20 protein-coding genes are annotated in these 19,968 nt (G+C 74.8%); 10 read left to right on the top strand and 10 right to left on the bottom strand.

What is annotated here, in order from left to right; all coding sequences use genetic code 11:
• The 3 genes from FB558_RS23030 to FB558_RS23020 all read right to left on the bottom strand — a co-directional run.
• The coding region (locus FB558_RS23030) for a mannitol dehydrogenase family protein (RefSeq protein ID WP_246106680.1) at positions 1 to 943 on the bottom strand (943 nt) is incomplete at its 3' end.
• Positions 944 to 948: 5 nt separating this feature from the next.
• The gene (locus FB558_RS23025; protein ID WP_142056468.1) at positions 949 to 1,986 is read right to left on the bottom strand and encodes a LacI family DNA-binding transcriptional regulator; all 1,038 of its coding nucleotides are present in this window, start codon (positions 1,984 to 1,986) and stop codon (positions 949 to 951) included.
• 102 nt (positions 1,987 to 2,088) lie between these two features.
• Complete coding sequence (locus FB558_RS23020; RefSeq protein ID WP_142056467.1) at positions 2,089 to 3,810, bottom strand: choline dehydrogenase; 1,722 nt, start codon at positions 3,808 to 3,810, stop codon at positions 2,089 to 2,091.
• A gap of 396 nt (positions 3,811 to 4,206) precedes the next feature.
• Between FB558_RS23020 and FB558_RS23015 the strand changes: the two genes are divergently transcribed.
• Positions 4,207 to 4,410 (top strand): hypothetical protein, encoded by a 204-nt coding sequence (locus FB558_RS23015; RefSeq protein ID WP_142056466.1) that lies wholly within the window; start codon positions 4,207 to 4,209, stop codon positions 4,408 to 4,410.
• 24 nt (positions 4,411 to 4,434) lie between these two features.
• On the opposite strand, the gene FB558_RS23010 is transcribed toward FB558_RS23015, so the two are convergent.
• Positions 4,435 to 4,614, bottom strand: coding sequence for a hypothetical protein (locus FB558_RS23010; protein WP_142056465.1), 180 nt, complete (start codon positions 4,612 to 4,614; stop codon positions 4,435 to 4,437).
• A gap of 421 nt (positions 4,615 to 5,035) precedes the next feature.
• Between FB558_RS23010 and FB558_RS23005 the strand changes: the two genes are divergently transcribed.
• Positions 5,036 to 5,854 (top strand): sugar phosphate isomerase/epimerase family protein, encoded by an 819-nt coding sequence (locus FB558_RS23005; protein ID WP_211366742.1) that lies wholly within the window; start codon positions 5,036 to 5,038, stop codon positions 5,852 to 5,854.
• Between the two features lie 152 nt (positions 5,855 to 6,006).
• The gene (locus FB558_RS23000) at positions 6,007 to 6,660 is read left to right on the top strand and encodes a universal stress protein (protein ID WP_142056463.1); all 654 of its coding nucleotides are present in this window, start codon (positions 6,007 to 6,009) and stop codon (positions 6,658 to 6,660) included.
• A gap of 198 nt (positions 6,661 to 6,858) precedes the next feature.
• Here the strand turns inward: FB558_RS23000 and FB558_RS22995 are convergent, their stop codons facing one another.
• Positions 6,859 to 8,112: an NAD(P)/FAD-dependent oxidoreductase gene (locus FB558_RS22995; protein WP_142056462.1), complete on the bottom strand. Its 1,254-nt coding sequence runs from the start codon at positions 8,110 to 8,112 to the stop codon at positions 6,859 to 6,861.
• Between the two features lie 144 nt (positions 8,113 to 8,256).
• Here FB558_RS22995 and FB558_RS22990 point away from each other — a divergent pair, with 144 nt between their 5' ends.
• On the top strand, positions 8,257 to 9,858 hold the full coding sequence (locus FB558_RS22990) for a PucR family transcriptional regulator (RefSeq protein ID WP_142056461.1): 1,602 nt from the start codon (positions 8,257 to 8,259) through the stop codon (positions 9,856 to 9,858).
• A gap of 47 nt (positions 9,859 to 9,905) precedes the next feature.
• Here FB558_RS22990 and FB558_RS22985 read toward each other — a convergent pair whose 3' ends face one another.
• Positions 9,906 to 11,438: an LLM class flavin-dependent oxidoreductase gene (locus FB558_RS22985; RefSeq protein ID WP_142056460.1), complete on the bottom strand. Its 1,533-nt coding sequence runs from the start codon at positions 11,436 to 11,438 to the stop codon at positions 9,906 to 9,908.
• A 39-nt stretch (positions 11,439 to 11,477) separates the two neighbouring features.
• On the bottom strand, positions 11,478 to 12,347 hold the full coding sequence (locus FB558_RS22980) for a MurR/RpiR family transcriptional regulator (protein ID WP_246106679.1): 870 nt from the start codon (positions 12,345 to 12,347) through the stop codon (positions 11,478 to 11,480).
• Positions 12,348 to 12,704: 357 nt separating this feature from the next.
• Between FB558_RS22980 and FB558_RS22975 the strand changes: the two genes are divergently transcribed.
• The 3 genes from FB558_RS22975 (at position 12,705) to FB558_RS22965 (ending at position 15,190) form a co-directional block, all read left to right on the top strand.
• Positions 12,705 to 12,908 (top strand): cold-shock protein, encoded by a 204-nt coding sequence (locus FB558_RS22975; RefSeq protein WP_142056459.1) that lies wholly within the window; start codon positions 12,705 to 12,707, stop codon positions 12,906 to 12,908.
• Positions 12,909 to 13,068: 160 nt separating this feature from the next.
• Positions 13,069 to 13,971 carry a diacylglycerol/lipid kinase family protein gene (locus tag FB558_RS22970; protein ID WP_142056458.1) on the top strand — a complete coding sequence of 301 codons (903 nt, stop codon included), beginning with the start codon at positions 13,069 to 13,071 and terminating at the stop codon, positions 13,969 to 13,971.
• 79 nt (positions 13,972 to 14,050) lie between these two features.
• The gene (locus tag FB558_RS22965) at positions 14,051 to 15,190 is read left to right on the top strand and encodes a PIN domain-containing protein (RefSeq protein WP_211366740.1); all 1,140 of its coding nucleotides are present in this window, start codon (positions 14,051 to 14,053) and stop codon (positions 15,188 to 15,190) included.
• 3 nt (positions 15,191 to 15,193) lie between these two features.
• On the opposite strand, the gene FB558_RS22960 is transcribed toward FB558_RS22965, so the two are convergent.
• The 3 genes from FB558_RS22960 to FB558_RS22950 all read right to left on the bottom strand — a co-directional run bounded on the left by FB558_RS22960 (position 15,194) and on the right by FB558_RS22950 (position 17,851).
• Positions 15,194 to 16,231, bottom strand: coding sequence for an arabinan endo-1,5-alpha-L-arabinosidase (locus tag FB558_RS22960; protein ID WP_142056457.1), 1,038 nt, complete (start codon positions 16,229 to 16,231; stop codon positions 15,194 to 15,196).
• 176 nt (positions 16,232 to 16,407) lie between these two features.
• Positions 16,408 to 17,229, bottom strand: a complete 822-nt coding sequence (locus tag FB558_RS22955; protein ID WP_246106678.1) for an isocitrate lyase/PEP mutase family protein — start codon at positions 17,227 to 17,229, stop codon at positions 16,408 to 16,410.
• A gap of 46 nt (positions 17,230 to 17,275) precedes the next feature.
• Positions 17,276 to 17,851: a sigma-70 family RNA polymerase sigma factor gene (locus FB558_RS22950; protein ID WP_425468059.1), complete on the bottom strand. Its 576-nt coding sequence runs from the start codon at positions 17,849 to 17,851 to the stop codon at positions 17,276 to 17,278.
• A gap of 61 nt (positions 17,852 to 17,912) precedes the next feature.
• Here FB558_RS22950 and FB558_RS22945 point away from each other — a divergent pair, with 61 nt between their 5' ends.
• Genes FB558_RS22945 through FB558_RS22935 form a run of 3 tightly spaced genes read left to right on the top strand, consistent with a single transcriptional unit; the run spans position 17,913 to position 19,902 of the window.
• The gene (locus FB558_RS22945; protein WP_142056455.1) at positions 17,913 to 18,674 is read left to right on the top strand and encodes a zf-HC2 domain-containing protein; all 762 of its coding nucleotides are present in this window, start codon (positions 17,913 to 17,915) and stop codon (positions 18,672 to 18,674) included.
• Between the two features lie 50 nt (positions 18,675 to 18,724).
• Positions 18,725 to 19,237: a MauE/DoxX family redox-associated membrane protein gene (locus FB558_RS22940; protein ID WP_142056738.1), complete on the top strand. Its 513-nt coding sequence runs from the start codon at positions 18,725 to 18,727 to the stop codon at positions 19,235 to 19,237.
• Complete coding sequence (locus tag FB558_RS22935) at positions 19,237 to 19,902, top strand: thioredoxin domain-containing protein (RefSeq protein WP_142056454.1); 666 nt, start codon at positions 19,237 to 19,239, stop codon at positions 19,900 to 19,902. Before FB558_RS22940 ends, FB558_RS22935 begins: the two co-directional genes overlap by 1 nt.
• The last annotated feature ends 66 nt before the right edge of the window (positions 19,903 to 19,968 follow it).

The raw sequence follows: 19,968 nt of genomic DNA, 5'->3' as shown, positions 1-19,968 counted from the left end.
CGTGCCCGGCCAGCGCGCCCAGGTAGGCGAGCGTCGAGTGGCTGCCGTTCAGCAGGCGCAGCTTCATCGCCTCGTACGGCGCGACGTCGCCCGTGAGCACGGCTCCCGCGCGCTCCCACGCCGGGCGCCCGCCGGGGAAGTCGTCCTCCACCACCCACTGGCGGAACGGCTCGGTGACGACGACGCCGTGGTCGTCGCACCCGAGCAGCCGCGCGACCTCCGCGCGGTCGTCGTCGGTGGTGGCCGGCACGATCCGGTCGACCATCGAGGAGGGGAAGCGCACCGACTCGGCGATCCACGCGGCGAGGGGCTCGCCCTCGGCCGCCGGGAGCGCCGCGCAGAAGTCGCCGACGAGCCCGCGCAGCACCGCGCCGTTGGCCGGCAGGTTGTCACACGACAGCAGCGTGACCGGGCCCGCGTCGGCGGCCCGGCGGGCGGCCAGCCCGCGCGCCAGCTGACCCACCACGGTGCGCGGCAGCCCCTCGCCCGCGAGGTCGGCGGCCACGTCCGGGTCGGCGCGGCGCAGCCGGCCGGTCGCCGGGTCGTGGCGGTAGCCCTTCTCGGTGACGGTGAGCGTGACCAGCCGGGTGGTGGGCGCGGCGAGCAGGGCCTGCAGCCGCTCCCCCTCCTCGGCGGCGAACAGCAGGTCGCGCACGGCGCCGGCCACGCGCAGCGAGGTGCGCTCCCCGCGCTCGAGCACGGAGTAGAGCCCGTCCTGCGGACGCAGCTGGTCGACCACCCCCCGGCTGCGCTGGCTGACCCCGCAGATGCCCCAGTCGCCGCCCGCGGCCGCGACGGCCTCCTCGGTGAAGACGGCCTGGTGGGCGCGGTGGAAGGCGCCGATGCCGAGGTGCACGATGCCGGTGCCCAGCGACCGCGGGTCGACCAGCGGGCGCTGGGCGGCAGCGAGACCGGGCAGCGCGTCGAGATCCAGCCGTGCCACCGCCGTCACCGGCCGACCAGCGCGCGGGTGGCGGTGTCGCCGTCCGTCGTGCCCTCGCGCGGCGGGGCCGTCGTCGACCGCACGATGAGCTGGGTGCCCAGCCACCGGTGCGTCGGGACGCCGTCGCGGGGCTCCGGGGCGTCGAGCCCGTCGAGCAGCAGGTCGACGGCGGCGCGTCCGGCGGCCTCCATCGGCATCCGCACGGTCGTGAGCGGCTCGGTCGTCATCGCGGACATCTCGATGTCGTCGAAGCCGGTCACGCTGATGTCACCGGGCACGGACACGCCGCGCGCGGCCAGTCGGTTGAGCACACCCACCGCCATGAGGTCGTTGAAGGCCAGCACCGCGGTGACGCCGCGGGCCAGCGCGAGGTCGGCGGCCTGCACGCCGCCCTGGAACGTCGGCGGGAACGGGCCGAGCTCGACGGTCTCGACGTCGCCCGCCGCGGCCGCCGCCCGTACCCCGTCCCGTCGCTGCTCCCCCGCCCACGAGGCGGGCGGGCCCGTCAGGTGGGCGACGCGGCGGTGCCCCAGCGCGGCCAGGTGCTCCAGCGCCTGCCGAGCCCCGTCGGCGGAGTCCATCAGGACGGCGGGAAGGCCCGCCTCGTCGCGGTTGATCAGCACGATCGGCGTGGTGCCCACCAGCCGCTCCAGGTGCTCGGACTGCATCCGCGGCGAGCAGAGCACCACGCCGTCCACCTGCTTGGCCATGGCGCCCACCACCTCGGCCTCGACGCGCGGGTCCTCCGCGGCGTCGGCGAGGAAGACCACGTGCCGGACCTCGCGGGCGCGCGCGGTGCACCCCTTCAGCATCGCCGAGAAGAACGGGTTCGCCACGTCGGGCACGACGACGCCGATGTTGCCGGTCTTGCCCGTGACGAGGCCGCGAGCCGCGCGGTTGGGCTGGTAGCCGAGCTCCTCGGCCACCTGCAGCACCTTCCGGCGGGTCGCCGCGTTCACCATCTCGGGCATCGTGAACGCCCGCGACACCGTCGACACCGACACGTCGGCGCCCTTCGCCACCTCGTGGATCGTGACCGCCATGCTGCTCCCGTCGCCGCTGACCTCACTCTGCAAACCATTGCAGCAAGTGTCAAGAACGGAAGCGCTTACGTGTTCGCCGAGATCACCCCCGGACGGCGCTGCTCACCTCGTCTCCGCGAACAGCGACGCCACCTGCGAGGACCCGGGCGCCACCGGCGGCACGACGGGCGCCGGCACGACCGTCGGCCGGGCGGGCTCCCTCGGCGCCAGCGGGGCGTTGCCGAGGATGATGTCCGCCGCCTTCTCGGCGATCATCATCGTCGGGGCGAGCGTGTTGGCGTTGGTCAGCGACGGCATCACCGACGCGTCGACGACGCGCAGCCCCTCGACGCCGTGCACGCGCATCGTGTCCGGGTCCACCACCGCGCGCTCCCCGCGCCCCATCGGCGCGCTGCCCGCGACGTGCAGGCCGGCACGGGCGGTGCGACGCACCCACGCGAGGATCTCCTGGTCGGTGCGCACCCCCGGGCCGGGCAGCGTCTCCCCGCCGTCCAGGTGCCGGAACGCGGGCTGGCCGAGCAGCTCGCGCGCCCGCTGGATGCCGTTGACCCAGCGCTTCTCGTCGGTCCGGTCGGACAGGAAGTTGAGCACGATCCTCGGGTGCACCGCCGGGATCGGCGAGGTGATCTTGACCGACCCGCGCGCCGCGGACTGCATGACGCCGACGTGCATCTGGTAGCCGTGCGCCGAGACCTCGACCGAGTCGTCCGCGCTGTGCATCGCGAGCGGCGCCAGCAGGAACATCAGGTCGGGCTCGCCGTCGGCGAAGTCGCTGCGCACGAAGCCGCCGGCCTGCATCGGGTTGCGCGTGCCGGGGCCCTTGCCGAACAGCACGGCGTCGAGGACGACGCCGGGCCAGCGCGCCTTGTTGCGGATGGGCGACATCGAGACCGGCTGGATGCAGGTGTGCTGCACGTGCACGGCCAGGTGGTCCTGCAGCGACTCGCCCACGCCCGGCAGGTGGTGCACCACGGGCAGGCCGAGCCCGCGCAGGTGCTCGGCGTCCCCGACACCGGACAGCTGCAGCAGCTGCGGCGTGGCGATCGCCCCGCCGGACAGGATGACCTCGGCGCTGTGGACGTCGTGCGCCACACCGTTCTTGTCGCGGTAGCGCACGCCCACCGCGCGGGTGCCCTCGAACAGGACCTTGCTGACCGCGGCGTGACAACGCACCTCGAGGTTGGGCCGGTCCTCCACGGGGTGCAGGTAGGCGGCCGCCGCCGAGTTGCGCTTGCCGCCCCGGACGGCCTGGTCCAGGGGCGAGAAGCCCTCCTGGGCGTCGTCGTTGATGTCCGGCACGACCGCGTACCCGGCCTGCTGCGCGGCCTCGAAGAACGCGTCGAAGATCGGGCCCTCCGCGGGGCCGCGGTGCAGGGCCTGCGGGCCGCTGCGGCCGCGGCCGGTGCCGCGCGGCTCGCCCACGCTGCCCTCGAGCCTGCGGAAGTAGGGCTCGCAGTGGGCGTAGTCCCAGGTGGCGGAGCCGGACTCGGCGCCCCACCGGTCGTAGTCCGCCCGGTGCCCGCGCTGGTAGATCATCCCGTTGATGGAGCTCGAGCCGCCCAGCACCTTGCCCCGCGGGTGGTGCAGCCGCCGCGATCCGAGACCCGGCTCCGGTTCCGACTCGTAACGCCAGTCGAAGCTGCGGTGCCCGACCGGGAAGCCCATCGCGAGCGGCAGCTGGATGCGCAGGTCCCACCAGTGGTCGGGGCCACCCGCCTCGAGCACCAGCACCCGCACCGACGAGTCCGCGCTCAGGCGGTTCGCCAGGATGCACCCCGCCGGGCCACCGCCCACGATGACGACGTCGAACCCGGTCTCAGACATCTCGTCCCTCACGTCCTTCTTCCCCCCTCACCGGCGCGCCCCACCGGTGACGTCCAGTCCCGCCGACGTCACGCGCCGACAGCGCCCGTCGGACAGCGCCCGTCGACACGGACGGTGAACGCCGGCATCCAGCTATCGATCCCGACGTGATCGACGTTAGCCGGATCGGTGGCGGGCGGAACGCGGCGGGGGCGGCCCGGTTCACCCCGGGTTCACCGACGTGGGCCCCAAAAGGGACGAATGCCGACGATTCCCCTCGCCGGTCACCGGCCGCGGCCCGCCGTGGCGGTTCCCGTGCCGGCGTGGCACCCCCGGCATTGTCCCGGTGTTCGCGTTCCGGGTGCAGAATGTCCATGTGCTGTTCACCGAACCGCGGGCCGGCGCGGGGGTCGCGCGGTGACCGGGCCGCTCGACGTCACCCGGCTCCTGCAGAACCCGCTCGGCCATCCGGCACCCGACGGGGCGCGCGGCGACATCGTCCGGGTCAGCGACGGCACCCGCACGATCTACCTGACGCCGCAGGAGTACGAGGACTCCAGCGAGCAGCAGTTGCGCTACCGGCTGGCGGCCGAGGGATGGGGCCGCGCGAGCGCCGGGTGACCGGACCGCGGAACCGGTGGGCGCTCAGCCCCCGTGGGCCGAGTCGTACCCCAGGTCACCGTGCGGGTCCACCTCGAACGGCGTGCCGGTCAGGGCGACGACGGGCAGCCTGCGTGGCCGGACGGACGGGCCGTCGGCACCCGCGGGGACCTCGTGCGCGAGGTCGTACCCGTAGTCACCGGAGTACTCCTGGTCGGTCGACATGACGCCTCCCCTTCGGCGGGCCGCCCCACGGCCCACCAGACGCAGCTGACGCGGCCACCGTCGGCGCCGGCGCCCGTTGACGCTCTCTTGTCGTCGACGCCGTTGTCGACGCTGTTGTCGTTGACCCTGCTGTCGTTGACGCTGTGCGACCGCCCGCCTCCCGTCGGTGCGCTGATGATCGCTCGCGGGTGTGGCCGCCGCAAGGGTGCCGACGCTGCGCCACCCGGCCGGACGAGAAGCGCGCCCGGGCCGGTGATGATCACGTACCGACCGGGTGAGACCGATCTCTCGGCGATCCCCGTCGCGACGGTCGCGGTGGCAGGATCACGCGCGTGCGGTGCGCGATCTCGGGATGCGGTGACGGCGGGAGCCGGAAGGCCGTGCGGTGGGGGTCGCTGCGGTGAAGGTTTCCGTGTGCACGGTGAGCCTGCCCGAGTGGACGCCCGAGCAGGCCGTCGCCGAACTCGCGGCCCTCGGGTTCGACGGGATCGAGTGGCGCGTCGCCGACGACCCGCCCACCGGGGAGCCGCCGGGGTTCTGGAGCGGCAACCGGTGCACGTGGCCCGCGTCGAGCTTCGAGCGCGACGTCCCGCGGATCGCCGCGCTCACCCGCGGAGCGGGCCTCGAGATGCCCGCGATCGGCCCGTACGTCCGCTGTGACGACCTGGAGACCGTGGAGAGCCTGATGCGCGGTGCCGCGGCGCTCGGCGTGCCCCGGATGCGGGTGCAGGTCGGGGCGCCCGGACCGGAGGGCTACCGGGAGACGTTCGCCCGGCGTCGCGAGGAGTACGGGGCGGTCGCGGAGCTGGCACTGCGGCACGGGGTGCAGGCGCTGCTCGAGCTGCACCACCAGAGCCTGGTCGCGAGCGCCTCGGCCGCCGCGCGGTTCCTCGACGGCGTCGACCCGCGGGCCGTCGGCGTGATCCACGACGTCGGCAACATGCTGCGCGAGGGCTACGAGCACGACCCGTGGTGCCTGGAGATCCTCGGCGAGCACCTCGCCCACGTCCACGTGAAGAACGCGGTGCTGCGCCCCGCGCCGGACGCCTCCCCGCCATGGACGTGGGAGTGGGCGCCGGTGCGGGAGGGCGCCGCCGCGCTCGACCGGCTCTTCGACGCCCTCGCCGGCGCCGGCTACGACGGCTGGGTGTCGCTGGAGGACTTCTCCACGACGCTGCCGCTGCGCGAGCGCGTGCGCGACGACCTCGCCTACGTCCGGGAGCTCAGCACCAGGGCGTAGCAGCGGGCCCCCTCACCGAGCGCGAGGACCGTGGCCCCGAGGGTGCAAGCCCTGCCCTTTCCGGGTGATGACCGGCCAGTACCCTTCTCCAGCGGGAACCCGAGGTGCACCGTCGCTCGCGAGCGAACCCGCCGCCGAGAGGGAGTCCCTGGATGAGCCAGCGCAGCACCGCGCTCGCCCCGTTCCCGACCCCGCGCCCCGCTGCCGACGACGGCGGGATGGTCGTCGTCGCCGGCGTCCCCGACGTGCCCGCGTGGATGGTCGAGCTCTGCCGGCGCTCCGGGCGCAGCGTGCGGATCGAGCCGGTCCCCGGACCGGTCGAGGACCGCATCGGCCTCGTCGCCACCCTCGCCGGCCGCAACGTCCTCGTCGCCGGGCCGCACGACGCGCATCCGCGGCCGGGCACGGCGCGGGTCGTGGCCGCGGTCCGCGACCTCCCCTCCGACGCGGCCGTGCTCACCGAGGCCGCCGCGGCGGCCGCCGCGCTCGACGCCGTCGTCGTGCCGGTGCACGGCGTGCCGCTCTCGTTCGGCGAGCGCAGCGTCGGGCTGACCGAGGCCCTCGCACGCGGCCACCGCGTGCTGGACGCGGCCGTGGAGCGGCTCGGCGCGGACGTCCCCGGCCTCACCGTCCTGCCGCGCCTGCTGCGGGTGCGCCCGCACGAGCTGGTCGGTGAGGAGCTCGAGGCCGACCTGCTCGTCCTCGGCGGTCCGCGCCCGCGGATACCGGCCCGCGTCGGGCTGGTCGGCTGCAGCGCCGTCCAGCACGCGCCGTGCCCGGTCCTGCTGGCCGCACGGCCCGCCTGAGGTCTACTACCGGCCCCCACCCCCGGGGGCGGGCCTAGTGCCCCCCACCGGAAGTCCGCCGAACAATTCGGCGGCCCAGCTCCACGCTGCGCGCACCGGTCGACGACCCGAGTACACCCGGTACGAGGCCCGCCGCCCGGCACACGCAGCGAGAACCTGGATCCACCGACTCACCCAGCGGACTCCCGGCGGGGGACACTAGCGCCGCAGCGGGTCGAACGGCGCGAGCTCGACCGGGCGCCGACCGGTGGCGATGGTCTCCGCGAGCAGCTGCCCGGTGATCGGTCCGAGCGTGATGCCCCACATCCCGTGCCCGCCCGCGACGAACACCCGCGACGAGGATGTCGCGCCCACCAGCGGGAGCCCGTCGGGGGTGCAGGGCCGGGCGCCGACCCACTCGTCGACCCGTGCGTCGAAGTCGGCGCCGCGCAGCAGGGGACGCGCGGCGTCGGTGATGGCCTGGATCCGGCGCGGGTCGAGCGGGGCGTCCGGGGCGCGGAACTCCATCATCCCGGCCACCCGGAGGCGCTCCCCCACGGGCGTGCAGGCCACGCGCTGCGCGGGGAAGTAGACCGGCCCGGACGGGAGGTGCTCGATCGGGACGCTGAAGCTGTACCCGCGACCGGCCTGCACGAGGGTGCGCACGCCGAACGGGCGGGCCAGGGAGTTCAGCCAGGCACCGGTGGCGATCACCGCGGCGTCGAAGGTCTCGGCCGCGCCCCCCGCCGTCTCCACCACGACCTCGCCGCGGTCGTGCAGCCCGACGATCCGGGCGTCGTCGCGGATCTCGCCGCCGCGTTCCCGCACCGAGTCCGCGAGCTGGTGCACGAAGCGCCCCGGGTCGATGTAGCGCTGGCCGTGCAGCTGGATGGCCGTGCTGATCTCGCCCGACAGCGACGGCTCGACCTCGCGCGCCTCGGCCCCGGTGAGCACGTCGAACTCGATCGGCAGGCCCGCCTCGTCGATGTGGCGGAGCTCCTCGAGCAGCGTGGTGCGCTCGGACTCGCCGCGGTAGGCGGCGAGGAACGACTTGGCCTCCACCGTCTCCCCGACGTGGCCGTCGGTGAGCGCGTCGAAGGCGTCCAGGGCACGGCGGTTGACCGGGATCAGCGCCTGCATGGCGGTCTCCCACCGGGCCGCGGTGCTGTGCCGCGCGAACCCGGTGAGGAAGCGCAGCAGCTGCGGATCCGCGCTCGGCGGCACGTAGACCGGCGAGGAGGGGCTGAGCACCGCGCGCAGCCCGTAGCGCAGCACCGCGGGCTCGGGGAGCGGGGTGGCGATACCGGGCGTGAGCCACCCGGCGTTGCCCCACGACGACCCTGCGGCGACCCCACGGCGGTCCAGCACCGTGACCGACACCCCGCGTTCCTGGAGGAACCAGGCGGTGGCCAGGCCGACCATCCCGGCACCGATCACAGCGACACGCTCGGGGGCAGCAGCCGTCCGGCCCATCGGGGACTCCTCTCACGATCCGACCTACTCCCCCCATGATGGACCGGCGTGCCGGCGTCGCCGTCGTCGTGGCGCGACAATCCCGGACTTCGTGATAGTGCCGGTGGCACAACGGCCGCAGCGCGCAGGCGGCAGAATGAGCGGATGATCGGGATCCCCGCACTCGTCGATGCCGTCGGCTCGGCGCTCCTGCGCCTCGTGGCCGAGGGTGACGGGGCCGAGGTCGCGGACCTCACCCTCGCCGAGCCGGCCGAGGGGGTGCTCGGGCTGCCGGGGGACCTCGTGCTCGGCGTCGGCGCGGGCGACCCCGGGCAGGCCGCCCGCCTCGTCGAGCAGGTGGCGGAGGCCGGCGCGGGCGGTGTGATCCTCCGGGCGCCGCTGGGTGGCAGCGAGGCCGTCGTCGCCACCGCCGAACGGGTCGGCATCGCGGTGGTCGAGCTGGCGCCCCACGCCTCCTGGGCGCACCTGGTCTGGATGCTGCGCGGCGTGTTCGACCGGACCCCGGGCACGGCGGTGCTCCCCGACGCCGGCGTGCACGGCGAGCTGTTCGCCCTCGCCGACGCGGCCGCCGCGATCCTCGACGCGCCCGTCACGATCGAGGACGCCCAGTCCCGGGTGCTGGCGTACTCCGGTCGCCAGGAGTCCACCGACCCCGCGCGGGTCTCGACCATCGTCGGGCGGCGCGTGCCCGAACCGGTCCTCGCGCACTTCCGGGCGCGCGGGGTGTTCCGCAGGCTCGCCCGCTCGGACGAGCCCATCTACGTCGCCGACGGGCCCGAGGGCACCAAGCCACGGCTGGTCCTGCCCGTGCGGGCCGGTGGGGAGTGGCTGGGATCGATCTGGGCGGTCGTCCCCGGCCCGGTGGACCCCGACCGCGTCGACCAGCTGACCCGCGCCACCTCCGTCCTCGCGTTGCACCTGCTGCGCCTGCGCGCCCAGACCGGCGCCACCCGCCGCGCCTCCATCGACCACCTCCGAACCGTGCTGACCGGGGTGGCCACCGGAGCCGCCGATCCGTGGCTCCCCGATCCCCCGTGGCGGGTGGTGGCGCTCGGCGTTCCGCCCGCCACGAGCGCGGTGGATGCCCGGCTGGACCTGTGGACGGCGATCAGCCACCGCTACGGGTGGCAGCACCCCCTGCTCACCGACGTCGACGGCACCGTCTTCGGCCTCCTCACCGAACCGGGCGGCACCGGACAGGGCGGCACCGGACAGGGCGGCACCGGACAGGGCGACCCGCGGGCGGCGGGCACGCTGCCCTGGTTGCGCGCCGTCGTCGAGGGCGTCAACCCGAACGACGCCGACCTCACCGCGGCGGTGGGGGGCCGCGCCGCCGAGCGCGACGATCTCCCGCAGTCCCGCGCCGAGGCGGCGGAGCTCCTGCGCCTGCAGGCCGCCGGGCTGCTCGACGCGCCCGTCGTCCGGATCGAGGACGCCTGGGACGCCGTCGTCGTCGCGCGCGCCCGCGCCGCCGTCCGCGTCGCCGACGGCCTGCTCGGCGGCCCCCTCCCCGCGCTGGTGGCGCACGACCGCGACCACGGGACCCGCTACGTCGAGACGTTGTCCGCCTGGCTCGACCACCCGGGAGACCCGAAGGCCGCCGCAGCGGCGCTCCACATCCACCCCAACACGCTGCGCCACCGGATGCGCCGCATCGGCGAGGTCGCGCCGGTGGACCTCGCGTCGCCGCGTTCCCGGCTGGCGCTGCGGCTGCAGGCACTGGGTTTGACCGGGCAGGGGTGTTGACCGGACAGGGGTATTGAGCGGGCAGGGGTAGGGGAACCGACCGCCGGTCAGCCGGTGCCGAGCCGGGCGATCGGCTCCACCAGCTCGCGCTCCTCGTAGGCCAGGTGCGACAGCAGGGTGTCGGTGAGCAGGTCGACCGCGGCGCGCAGCTCGGCGGTGCCGTCGGCGGTGGCGACGAACGAGACCAGCGCCCTGTCGACGCCCTCGAGCACGTCGTGGATGGCGTGGTGCTCCTGCTCGAGCCGGTCGATCACCGGTGCCAACCGGGCGTCGGCCCGGCGCAGGTGCGGGAACAGGCCGTGGTCCTCGATGGTGTGGTGCGTGGTGACGATGCGGCAGTAGGACTCGCAGTAGGTGCCCAGCGTCCACTTGTTCTGCCGCATGGTCATCGTGTTGATGTGCGAGCGCGCCGTGCCTGCGTCCACGAGGCCCGCGGCGACCTGGTCGATCAGGTCGTGGAGGCGGGCGAGCTCGGCGCGCAGCTGGTCGTGGACGTCCACGAGGTGCCGTCCGGATGCCAGCTCGTGCGGCGTGTAGGTGCGGTCCGGGTCCGGCGCGGGCCCGGCGGGCCGAGCCGACTCGTCCCAGACCCGGGTGCTGCTGCGCCGGGTGCCGTCGTCCGCGGTGGGAACGACGGCGAAGGCGCCGCGTGCCACCTGCGGGGTCACGCCCGCGGCTCGCGGCGCAGCACCGGCGCGTTCGGCGTCGACCAGCTCCCGCACGGCCGGGGCGACCTCCTGCGCGAAGCGGCGCAGGTCGTCGGGGTCGTCGGAGGCGAGGATGAACGCGCTGATCCCGTCGCCCAGCGCGAGGTCGGCCAGCTCCTGCGCCCACTGCGCCGGCGGGCCGGCGAGCGGACCGCTGCCGGCCGCGGTGAACCGGCCGCTGACGTTGAGCAGCCTGCGGACGGCGCGCGGGGACCGGCCGGCCTCGTGCGCGGCCTCGTCGATGCGCGCGTTGCCCGCGGCGAGGTCGCCGGGCTGCAGGTAGCTCAGGGACGGCAGCCACCCGTCGGCGCGGCGCCCGACCACGCCGAGCATGCGCGGCTTGTAGGCACCGAGCCAGATCCCGACGTCGTGGGCGGGCGCCGGGCCCCTCTTCGCGCCGACCACGCGGTGGAACTCGCCGTCGACGCGCACGCCGCCGCGACTCCCGGTGTCCCACACCTGGCGGATGACCTCGACGGCCTCCTCCAGCGCACGAACGCCGTGCCCGCCGGGCAGGCGGCGCCCGCCCATCGCCTCGATCGCCTCCCAGAACGCCCCGGCCCCGAGGCCGAGCTCGACGCGGCCACCGCTGAGCCGGTCGAGCGCGGCGACGCTGCGGGCGAGCACCGCGGGCGGGCGCAGCGGCAGGTTCGCCACGTTCGCGGCCAGCCCGACGGTGCGGGTGCGGGCGGCGACGTAGCTCAGCAACGTCCAGGTGTCGAGGAAGGCCGGCTGGTAGGGGTGGTCCTGGAAGGTCACCAGGTCCAGGCCGAGCTGCTCGGAGAGGACCGCGTGACCGACCGTCCGCTCGGGGTCGGCGGCGGCGGGGGTGAGGAAGGACCCGAAGAGCAGCGGGTGCCCGTAGTCGGTCATGCCCTAATCATATGCCCGACAGAACATCTGCTCCCGTACTCATCCCCGCCGCGACTGCACCGCGCGGTGCGTGCGGGTCAGGCGGTCGATCGTGCGGTCGTAGGAGCGTTGGGCCACGCCGACGAAGAGGCAGTCGATCACCGCGAGCTGGGCGATCCGGCTGGCCATCGCGCCGGACCGGAAGGTCGTCTCGCGCGCCGCCGTGGCCAGGACCAGGTCGGCGCAGCCGGTCAGCGGCGAGGGCACGAAGTTCGTGACCGCGACGGTGCGGGCGCCGGACTCGCGGGCGACGCGCAGCGCGTCGACGGTGTCGGTCGTGGTGCCCGTGTGCGAGATGGCGATCGCCACCGAGTCGGTGTCCAGCAGGGCCGCCGACGTCAGCGCGGCGTGCGGGTCGGGCCATGCGAACGCCAGCAGGCCGATGCGGTGCAGCTTCTGCTGCAGGTCCTGCCCCACGAACCCGCTCGCGCCGAGCCCGTAGACGTCCACCCTGCGGGCGGCGGCCACGGCGTCCACCGCGGCGGCGAGCGCGTCGAGGTCGAGGGTGGCGGCGGTGTCCTGCACCGCGGCGGCGTCGGTGAACGCGATCTTGGCGACGACCTCGGCGAGCGAGTCGCCGGGGTCGATGTCCGGCGACAGCGCGACCCCGTCACCCGCGTCCTCCCGGCCGGTCTCCCGGGCAAGCGCGAGCCGCAGCTCGGGGTACCCGCGGAAGCCGGCCGACCGGCAGAACCGCATCACGGTGGCCGCGGACGTCGCGCACTGCTGGGCGAGGCGGCCGATCGGCAGCTCCGCGGAGCCGGCCGGGTCCCGCAGCACGGCCTCGGCGACCCGGCGCTGGGCCGGCCGCAGGGACGGGAGGACGGCGCGGATCCGCACGAGGACGCCGCGGGCCGGGTCGGAGGTCACACCAGGCAGCGTATCGACCTCGATGGCCAAAAGTTTCACAACTTCGTAGGAGAGCGAACATTACGAACGAAGGTGCCTCCCACCTGCGGCGACAGCTCGGACGCCGGCCCCGGAGCGGCCCCGCGGGACCCGCCGGAGGCATCCGGCCGAAAAAATCTCGCGGAGACCGGAACACATCCGGCACCTCGGGAGTTGTAGGTGTCAGGTCGTACAGTTTCGGTGCTCGTGTTTCGCACGCCCGCAGGAACAGTCGGTGGTCACCGCCCGGGCGTCAGCACGACGCTCGCGGGGGCCCACCGTGGCCGACCGGTCCCGCACGGTGTGGGGCCACCAGATAGACCTGCGAGGAGCAGATTCATGGCACAGGGAACCGTCAAGTGGTTCAACGGCGAGAAGGGCTTCGGCTTCATCAGCCAGGACGACGGCGGCGCTGACGTCTTCGTGCACTACTCCGAGATCGACGCCTCCGGCTTCCGGAGCCTCGACGAGGGCCAGCGCGTGGACTTCACGATCGGCCAGGGCGCCAAGGGCCCCCAGGCCACCGGCGTCCGCGTCATCTGAGCAACCGCTCGCACCAGGAGCCCGTCCCGCACGCCGGGGCGGGCTCCTCGCGTTTCGTGTGTGATGATCCGCGCGGTGTCGGGAGCGGCACGCCGGGGTAGTCGCCGCCGTGACCGGTGACGTGCAGACAGGACGACCAGCTCCACCTCGGGAGGGCACGGTGTCGCGAGCAGCGGCGCGGGAGAGTCCGTTCGACCGGATCGTCGTGGTCTTCAACCCGCAGAGCACCGGTGACGCACCGCGCGCGGCCGAGGAGCTGCAGACCGAGCTCGCGCAGCGGCTGCCCGAGGTCCCCGTGGAGATGCGCCCGACCGAACGCGCGGGGCACGCCCGCGAGCTGGCGGCCGATGCGGCGCGCCGCGGGCGCCCGCTGATCGTGTCGGTGAGCGGTGACGGCGGCTACAACGAGGTCGTCGACGGAGTCGCGCAGTCGGGCAGCCAGGACGCGGTCTGCGCCGTGAAGGCGGCAGGCAACGCCAACGACCACCGCCGGGTCACCGCCGAGCGCCCGCTGGTCGACGCGATCGTCGCCGGCGAGGTCCGCCGCATCGACCTGCTCCGACTCACCATCGGCGAGGGCGACGACGCGTCCACCCGCTACGCCCACTCCTACATCGGCATGGGCCTGACGCCCGTGGTCGCGATCGACCTCGAGAAGGGCGGCAAGGGCTCGCTGCGCGAGATCGTGTCGGTCGTGCGGACGTTCGCGCGGTTCCGCCCGTTCACGATCGCGCTCGAGGACGGCAGCCGGCGCCGGTTCGACAGCCTGCTGTTCGCCAACATCGCCGAGATGGCCAAGTACGCCGTCCTGAGCGAGTCGGGGCGCCCCGACGACGGCCGCTTCGAGGTGATCACGCTGCCGCACACCGCGAAGTGGCGGATCCTCGGCGTCGCGATCCGGGCGGCGACCCGGGGCCTGGGCCCGCAGCCCACCGCGGCGCACTACGCGTTCCGGACGCTCAAGCCGCTCCCCCTGCAGCTCGACGGCGAGCTGCTCACGCTCGACGCCGGTGTCCCGGTGCGCGTCGACATCGCCCCGCACGCGCTGGCGACGGTCGGCTGACCGCGCCCGTCCCGACCCTGGAGCTCCCGTGACATCGGAACCACTGTGACAATGGAGCCACTGTGACAATGGAACCACTGTGATCAACGACGACGAACGCATCGCACTGTTCCTCGACTACGAGAACCTGGCGATCGGCGCCCGCGACGGGCTCGGCGTCGTCCCGTTCGACTTCGGACCGGTCGCCGACGCGCTCGCCGAGCGGGGCCGGGTCGTGGCCCGGCGGGCCTACGCGGACTGGTCGGCGTTCGACGACGACCGCAGGCTGCTCGCAAGGGCCCAGGTCGAGCTGATCGAGATCCCGCAGCGCCTGGGGGCCTCCCGCAAGAACGCCGCCGACATCAAGATGGCGGTCGACGCCATCCAGCTCGCGTTCGAGCGGGGCTTCATCACCACCTTCGCCATCGGCACCGGCGACTCCGACTTCACGCCGCTGGTCCACAAGCTGCGCGAGCTGGACAAGCGCGTGATCGGCATCGGCGTCCAGTCCTCGACGTCGGCGCTGCTGCCCCCGGCCTGCGACGAGTTCCTGTTCTACGACCGCCTGCCCGGTGTCGAGCCGACCCAGCAGCCCCGCGGCGCCAGGCGTCGCCCGCGCCCCTACCCGGCACCCGCCACCGAGCCGGCGCCGGCCGCAGCCGACGCGGTCGCGGCGGTCGCAGAGGCCGCCGACATCGCGGACATCGCCGACATCCCGGACCCGCGTCCCGACGAGCCCGCGGCCACGACCGGGGACCGCGAGGTCGGACCGCTCGTGGCCCGCACCCTCGCCGGTCTGCAGCGCCACGCGGACGGCGCGGTGCTCGCCTCCCGCCTCAAGCGCGCGATCCTGCGCAAGGACCCCACCTTCGACGAGGCCGACCACGGGTTCCGCGGCTTCGGCGAGCTGCTGCGCCACCTCGAGCAGGAGCGGGTCGTCGCGCTGCGCAGCGGGTCCGCCCAGGGGGACCCCGAGGTGACCTTCCCCGAGGACGGGTCCGCCGACGGGGCCGCGTTCCGCCTGCTCGCCGACGTCGTGCACGACCTGCAGGCCACGGGCAGCAGGCCGCAGCTCAGCGGGCTGAAGGACCAGTTGCGCAAGCGACGGCCCGACTTCAGCGAGAAGCGCTACGGCTTCAACACGTTCCTGTCCTTCGCCAAGGCCGCGCGCGCCCGCAACGTCGTCGCGATGGAGTGGGACGAGGACGAGAGCGACTACCTGCTGCACGTCCCCGACTGACGCTCACGTCTTGTTGCGCAGCACCGGCCAGCCGTCGTCGCCCCAGACCACCGGCTGCAGGGCCAGGCGCGGCGCGCCGTTCGCCGAGGCGTCGTAGTAGTGGTAGGCGATGATCTCGTCGGACACCGACTGGCCGCCCGGTCCGACGCGGTCGCCCGTCGTCTCCAGCAGCGTGGTGCCGCCACCCTCGAGGAGGGGCTGCCCGTCCCGGTCCACGTAGGGCCCGGTGACGTCCTCCGAGCGCCCGACCATGATCTTGTAGTCGCTGTCGACGCCCGCGCAGCACTGGCCCCAGGACGTGAACAGGTAGTACCAGCCGTCGTTCTCGACGATGTAGGCGGCCTCGATGGCGTTGGGCGCCGCCTTCCGGTCCGCGATGTGCAGCGACTCCTCGCCGGGGTTCGCGACCTTGCCCGACGGCCAGTCCAGCTGGACCATCCGGATGCCGCTCCAGTACGAGCCGAACGCCATCCACGGCGTCCCGTCGGCGTCCTCGATGATGCCGGGATCGATCGCGTTGAAGTTGTCGTCGGGGCCCGAGCTCACGACCGCGCCCTCGTCCACCCACTCGTAGTCGGGGTCGGAGGGGTCGAGCGTGGTGTTGGTGGCCAGCGCGATCACCGAGGTGTTGTGGCCGAACGTCGAGGCGGAGTAGTACATGTAGTACGTGCCGTCGTGCTCGTAGACCTCCGGCGCCCACAGGTTGTGCACGCCGGGCACCGCCTCGCTGATCCACTCGGGGATCGTGGGCCAGATCGTGCCCTCGTAGGTCCAGTCCTCCCCGTTGGGCGAGGAACGCACCTGGATGGTGCCGCCGCCCATGCTGGCCTCCCCGGTGGCGAAGACGTACCAGTCCTCGCCACCCCCGCCTGCGACGAGCGCCGGGTCGTGGGCGGCGAGGTCGCCGGTCAGCTGCCACGGCTGTTCGGCCTGTGCGGGCACGGACGCTGCGGGCACGGCGGCGGCGGCCGGGGGCGCCGCGAGCACCGCGGTCCCGACCAGCACGGCGGCGACGGTGGCCAGGAGCGGTGCGAGTCGCACGGGCGTATCCGTTCTCGGGAAGGGACCGGACGCCGGACGATCGCTGGGGATGATCGTCCCGGCTGTGATCAGCGTAGGCACGCCGACGAGATCGGCAACGGTCGCGCAACGATCAACCACTGCAGAGTGATCCAGCTCACTCGACCGCGTGTGGGAGATCCACTCGGTGCAGTCGCTCAGTACCGCCGGAACGCCCTGGTCGTGAGCTCGCGGGCCTCCCCTGCGAGGTCGAGGAACCCGGTGGTGCCCTGCTCCAGCAGCTCGCGCGCCGCGCGGGCGACCGCCGCGAACGCGATCCCGCTGAACGCCCCGCCCACCGAGATCCGCGCGACGCCGGCCTCGGCCAGCTCCGCCACCGGCGCCATCCCGGGCAGCAGGAGCACGTTGACCGGGCGGTCGACCGACGACACCACGCTGCGGACGTCGGCGAGATCGACCAGGCCGGGCGCGTAGAGGACGTCCGCGCCCGCCTCCTGGTAGGCCTGCAGCCGCGCGATGGTGTCGGCGAGGTCGGGGTTGCCGCGGATGTGGTTCTCGGCCCGCGCCGTGAGCACCAGCCCGTGCCCCTCCCGCGCCGCCTCCGCCGCGGCCGCCACCCGCTCCGCCGCCCGGCCGATGTCGTGGATCCCCGGTTCGAGGGCCGGGCTGTAGTCCTCGATCGAGCACCCCGCCAACCCGGCCGCCACGGCCTCGGACACCGTGGCCGCCACCGTCTCGGGGTCGTCGCCGTAGCCGTCCTCGAGGTCGGCCGACACGGGGACGTCCACGCAGGCCGCGATCGCCGCCGCGTGCCGGAGGACGTCCGCGGCGTCGACCCCGCCGTCGGCGGCCCCGACCGTGGCCGCGAAGCCGCTGCTGGTGGTGGCCAGAGCCGCGAACCCGAGCGTGGCGAGCACCTTCGCCGTGCCCTCGTCGTAGGGGTTGGGCATCAGCAGCGGCGTGCCGGGGACGTGCAGCGCGCGGAACCGGGCGGTCATGTCGGTGGAGGCGATCGTCACGCGCGCGGACGCTACCGGCAGGCGCCCCGCCCGCCGCAGCGGATTCTCACGCCTCCCGGCGTCGGGCCCGCGGGGCCGCGTCCAGGGCGGCCACCAGGTCCTCACGGGCCCGGGCCACGCGGGACCGGATCGTGCCGACCGGACAGCCGCACACCCGCGCCGTGTCCGCGTAGCTGAGGTCGAGCACCTGGGTGAGCACGAACGCCTCGCGCCGGTCCGGGTCGAGCGCCGCGACGAGCTCGGCGAGCAGGACGGCCTCGTCCGCGGCTCCGCGCACCACGCCGGTGCGCGCTGCGACGACGTCCCAGTCCTCGACCCCGGTGGTGCGAGGCCGCCGCCCGGCCGCGCGCACGGCGTCGGCCGCGGCGCGCCGGGCGATCGACAGCAGCCAGGTGCGCGCCGAGGACGCCCCCTCGAACCGCGGGAGCGCACCGACCGCCCGCAGGTAGGTCTCCTGCGCGAGGTCCTCCGCCTGGCCGGGGTCGGCCAGGTGCGTGACGAAGCGCAGCACGTCGCGCTGGGTGGCCCGGACGAACGCCGCCAGCGCGTCCCGGTCACCGCGCCCCGCCGCGAGCGCCCACGCGGTGATCCGCTCGTCGTCCGGTCGCTCGGCCACGGGCAGAACCCTACGACCGGCACCCGGCGCCGGGAACTCGGGCGGCCCTCGTTGCGACCATAGGCCTATGCGGTGTGAGGAGTGCCGGGACGCGATCTCCGCGCGGATGGACGGCGAGGACGCCGGCGTCGCGGGCGAGGATGTCGAGCGGCACCTCGCCGGCTGCGCCCCGTGCCGCGGCTTCGCCGACCGCGCCGCGCGCGTCACCCGGCTGACGCGGATCCGCCCGGCCGAGCCGGACCACGACGTACTTCCCGGGCTGCTCGCCGCGCTCGACGCGGGCACCGCGCGTCCGGCCCCGCCGCGCGGGTGGCGGGCCGTCGTCCGGGACGCGGTCCGGGTCGCGCTGGCCGTCCTCGGGGTCGGTCAGCTGGCGCTGGCGATCTCCGGCGTGATCGCCGCGGCGGGCACATCCGGTGGCTCGCACCGCCTCGCCGGCGCGAGCATGGCCCACCTCTCCCACGAGAGCGCCGCGTGGAACCTCGCGCTCGGCGTCGCGTTCCTCTGGGTCGCGAGCGGGGCAGCGCGCCGGATCGGCGGGCTCGTACCGGTCATCGGCGCGTTCGTCGGGCTGCTGGTGGCGCTCAGCGTGCTCGACCTGGCGACCGGGCACGTCGATCCGGGCCGGCTGGCCGGCCACGTGCCGGTGGTCGCGGGCCTGGTCCTGCTGCTCGTGCACGCCCGGCTGGGACGCGGCGGCGGCGGCACGACGGGCACGTCCCGCGCCGGCGCGCGGAGGAGCGCAGCCCGGCACCTCCACGACGACCGGCCCGACGGCGGGCACGCCGACGGCGGGCTGCAGCCCACCGCCCACCACCGCGCCGCCTGACGGAGCGGATCGCGGGAACCGGAGCCCGGTGCGCGACGACCACTCCGGTGATGCTGCGAACCCCCGCTCCCCCACCCGCCGTCCGCGCCCGGATCCAACCCTGGCTGGGCACCGCCGCCCGCCTCGTGCTGGGCGGGGTCTGGCTCGTCGCCGGCGCCGCCAAGATCACCGACCTCGACGCCTCCGTCCGGGCCGTGCGCGCCTACCGGCTCCTGCCCGAGACCGCGGCCCAGATCGTCGGCGCCGGCCTGCCGGTGGTGGAGATCCTGCTCGGCGTCCTGCTGGTGGCGGGCGCGGGCGTCCGCGCGGCCGCCGCGGTCTCCGCGGTGCTCATGCTGGCGTTCGTGATCGGGATCGCCACGGCGTGGGCCCGGGGCCTGCGGATCGACTGCGGCTGCTTCGGCAGCGGCGGTGAGCTGCCCGCCGGGCAGGACCCGACCTACGGGCTCGAGCTCGCGCGCGACGCCGCGCTCACCGTGCTCGCACTGGCCCTCGTCCGGTGGCCCACCGGACGGCTCGCGATCGACGGGCTGCTGGACGCCCGCCGGAAGGAGACCCCCTGATGCCCTCCCGCCGCGCCACCCTCGCCCGCCGCCGCGGGCCCGCGACCGGCACCGTCGTCGCCGTCGTGGTGCTGGTGCTGTTCGCCGCCGCCGTCGGGTTCGGCGTCTACCGCGCGCAGTCGGACGCGGGCGACGGAGCGTTCCCCGCCGGGGCGGATTCCGCCGGCGTGGTGGTGGGACGCGCGGACGCGCCCGTCACCATCGACCTCTACCTCGACTTCCAGTGCCCGGCCTGCGCGCAGTACGAGCAGGCCGCGGGCGCCACGCTCGACGAGCTGGTCGCCTCCGGGCGGGCGCGCGTCGTCTACCACCCGGTGGCCTACCTCGACCGCTTCTCCAGCACCCGCTACTCCAGCCGCTCCTCCGCCGCAGCGGGATGCGCCGCCGACGCGGGCGTACTGCCCCGGTTCACCCGGCTGCTCTACGCCCACCAGCCCCCGGAGGGCGGAGCCGGGCTCCCCGACGACCAGCTCGTGGCCCTCGGGCAGGAGGCCGGCGGGGGCCCGGAGTTCGCGGCCTGCGTCCAGGAGGCGCGCTACGCGGGCTGGACGCGATCGGTCACCGACACCGCGTCCCGCTCCGGGATCAACCACACGCCCACCGTGCTCGTCGACGGGCAGGAGATCACCCGCTCGGCCGAGGCGCTGCGCGCCGCCGTCGGCTGAGCCCACCTATCCTGGGCCGGCCGGTATCGGCCGGCCTGGTGTGGGGGGCGCATGACGACGGGGTGC

Origin of the sequence: Pseudonocardia kunmingensis (assembly GCF_006716445.1) — a bacterium.
Classification (GTDB): domain Bacteria; phylum Actinomycetota; class Actinomycetes; order Mycobacteriales; family Pseudonocardiaceae; genus Pseudonocardia; species Pseudonocardia kunmingensis.
The sequence above is the reverse complement of the archived record's forward strand: the minus strand, read 5'-3'. Positions and strand labels throughout refer to the sequence as shown.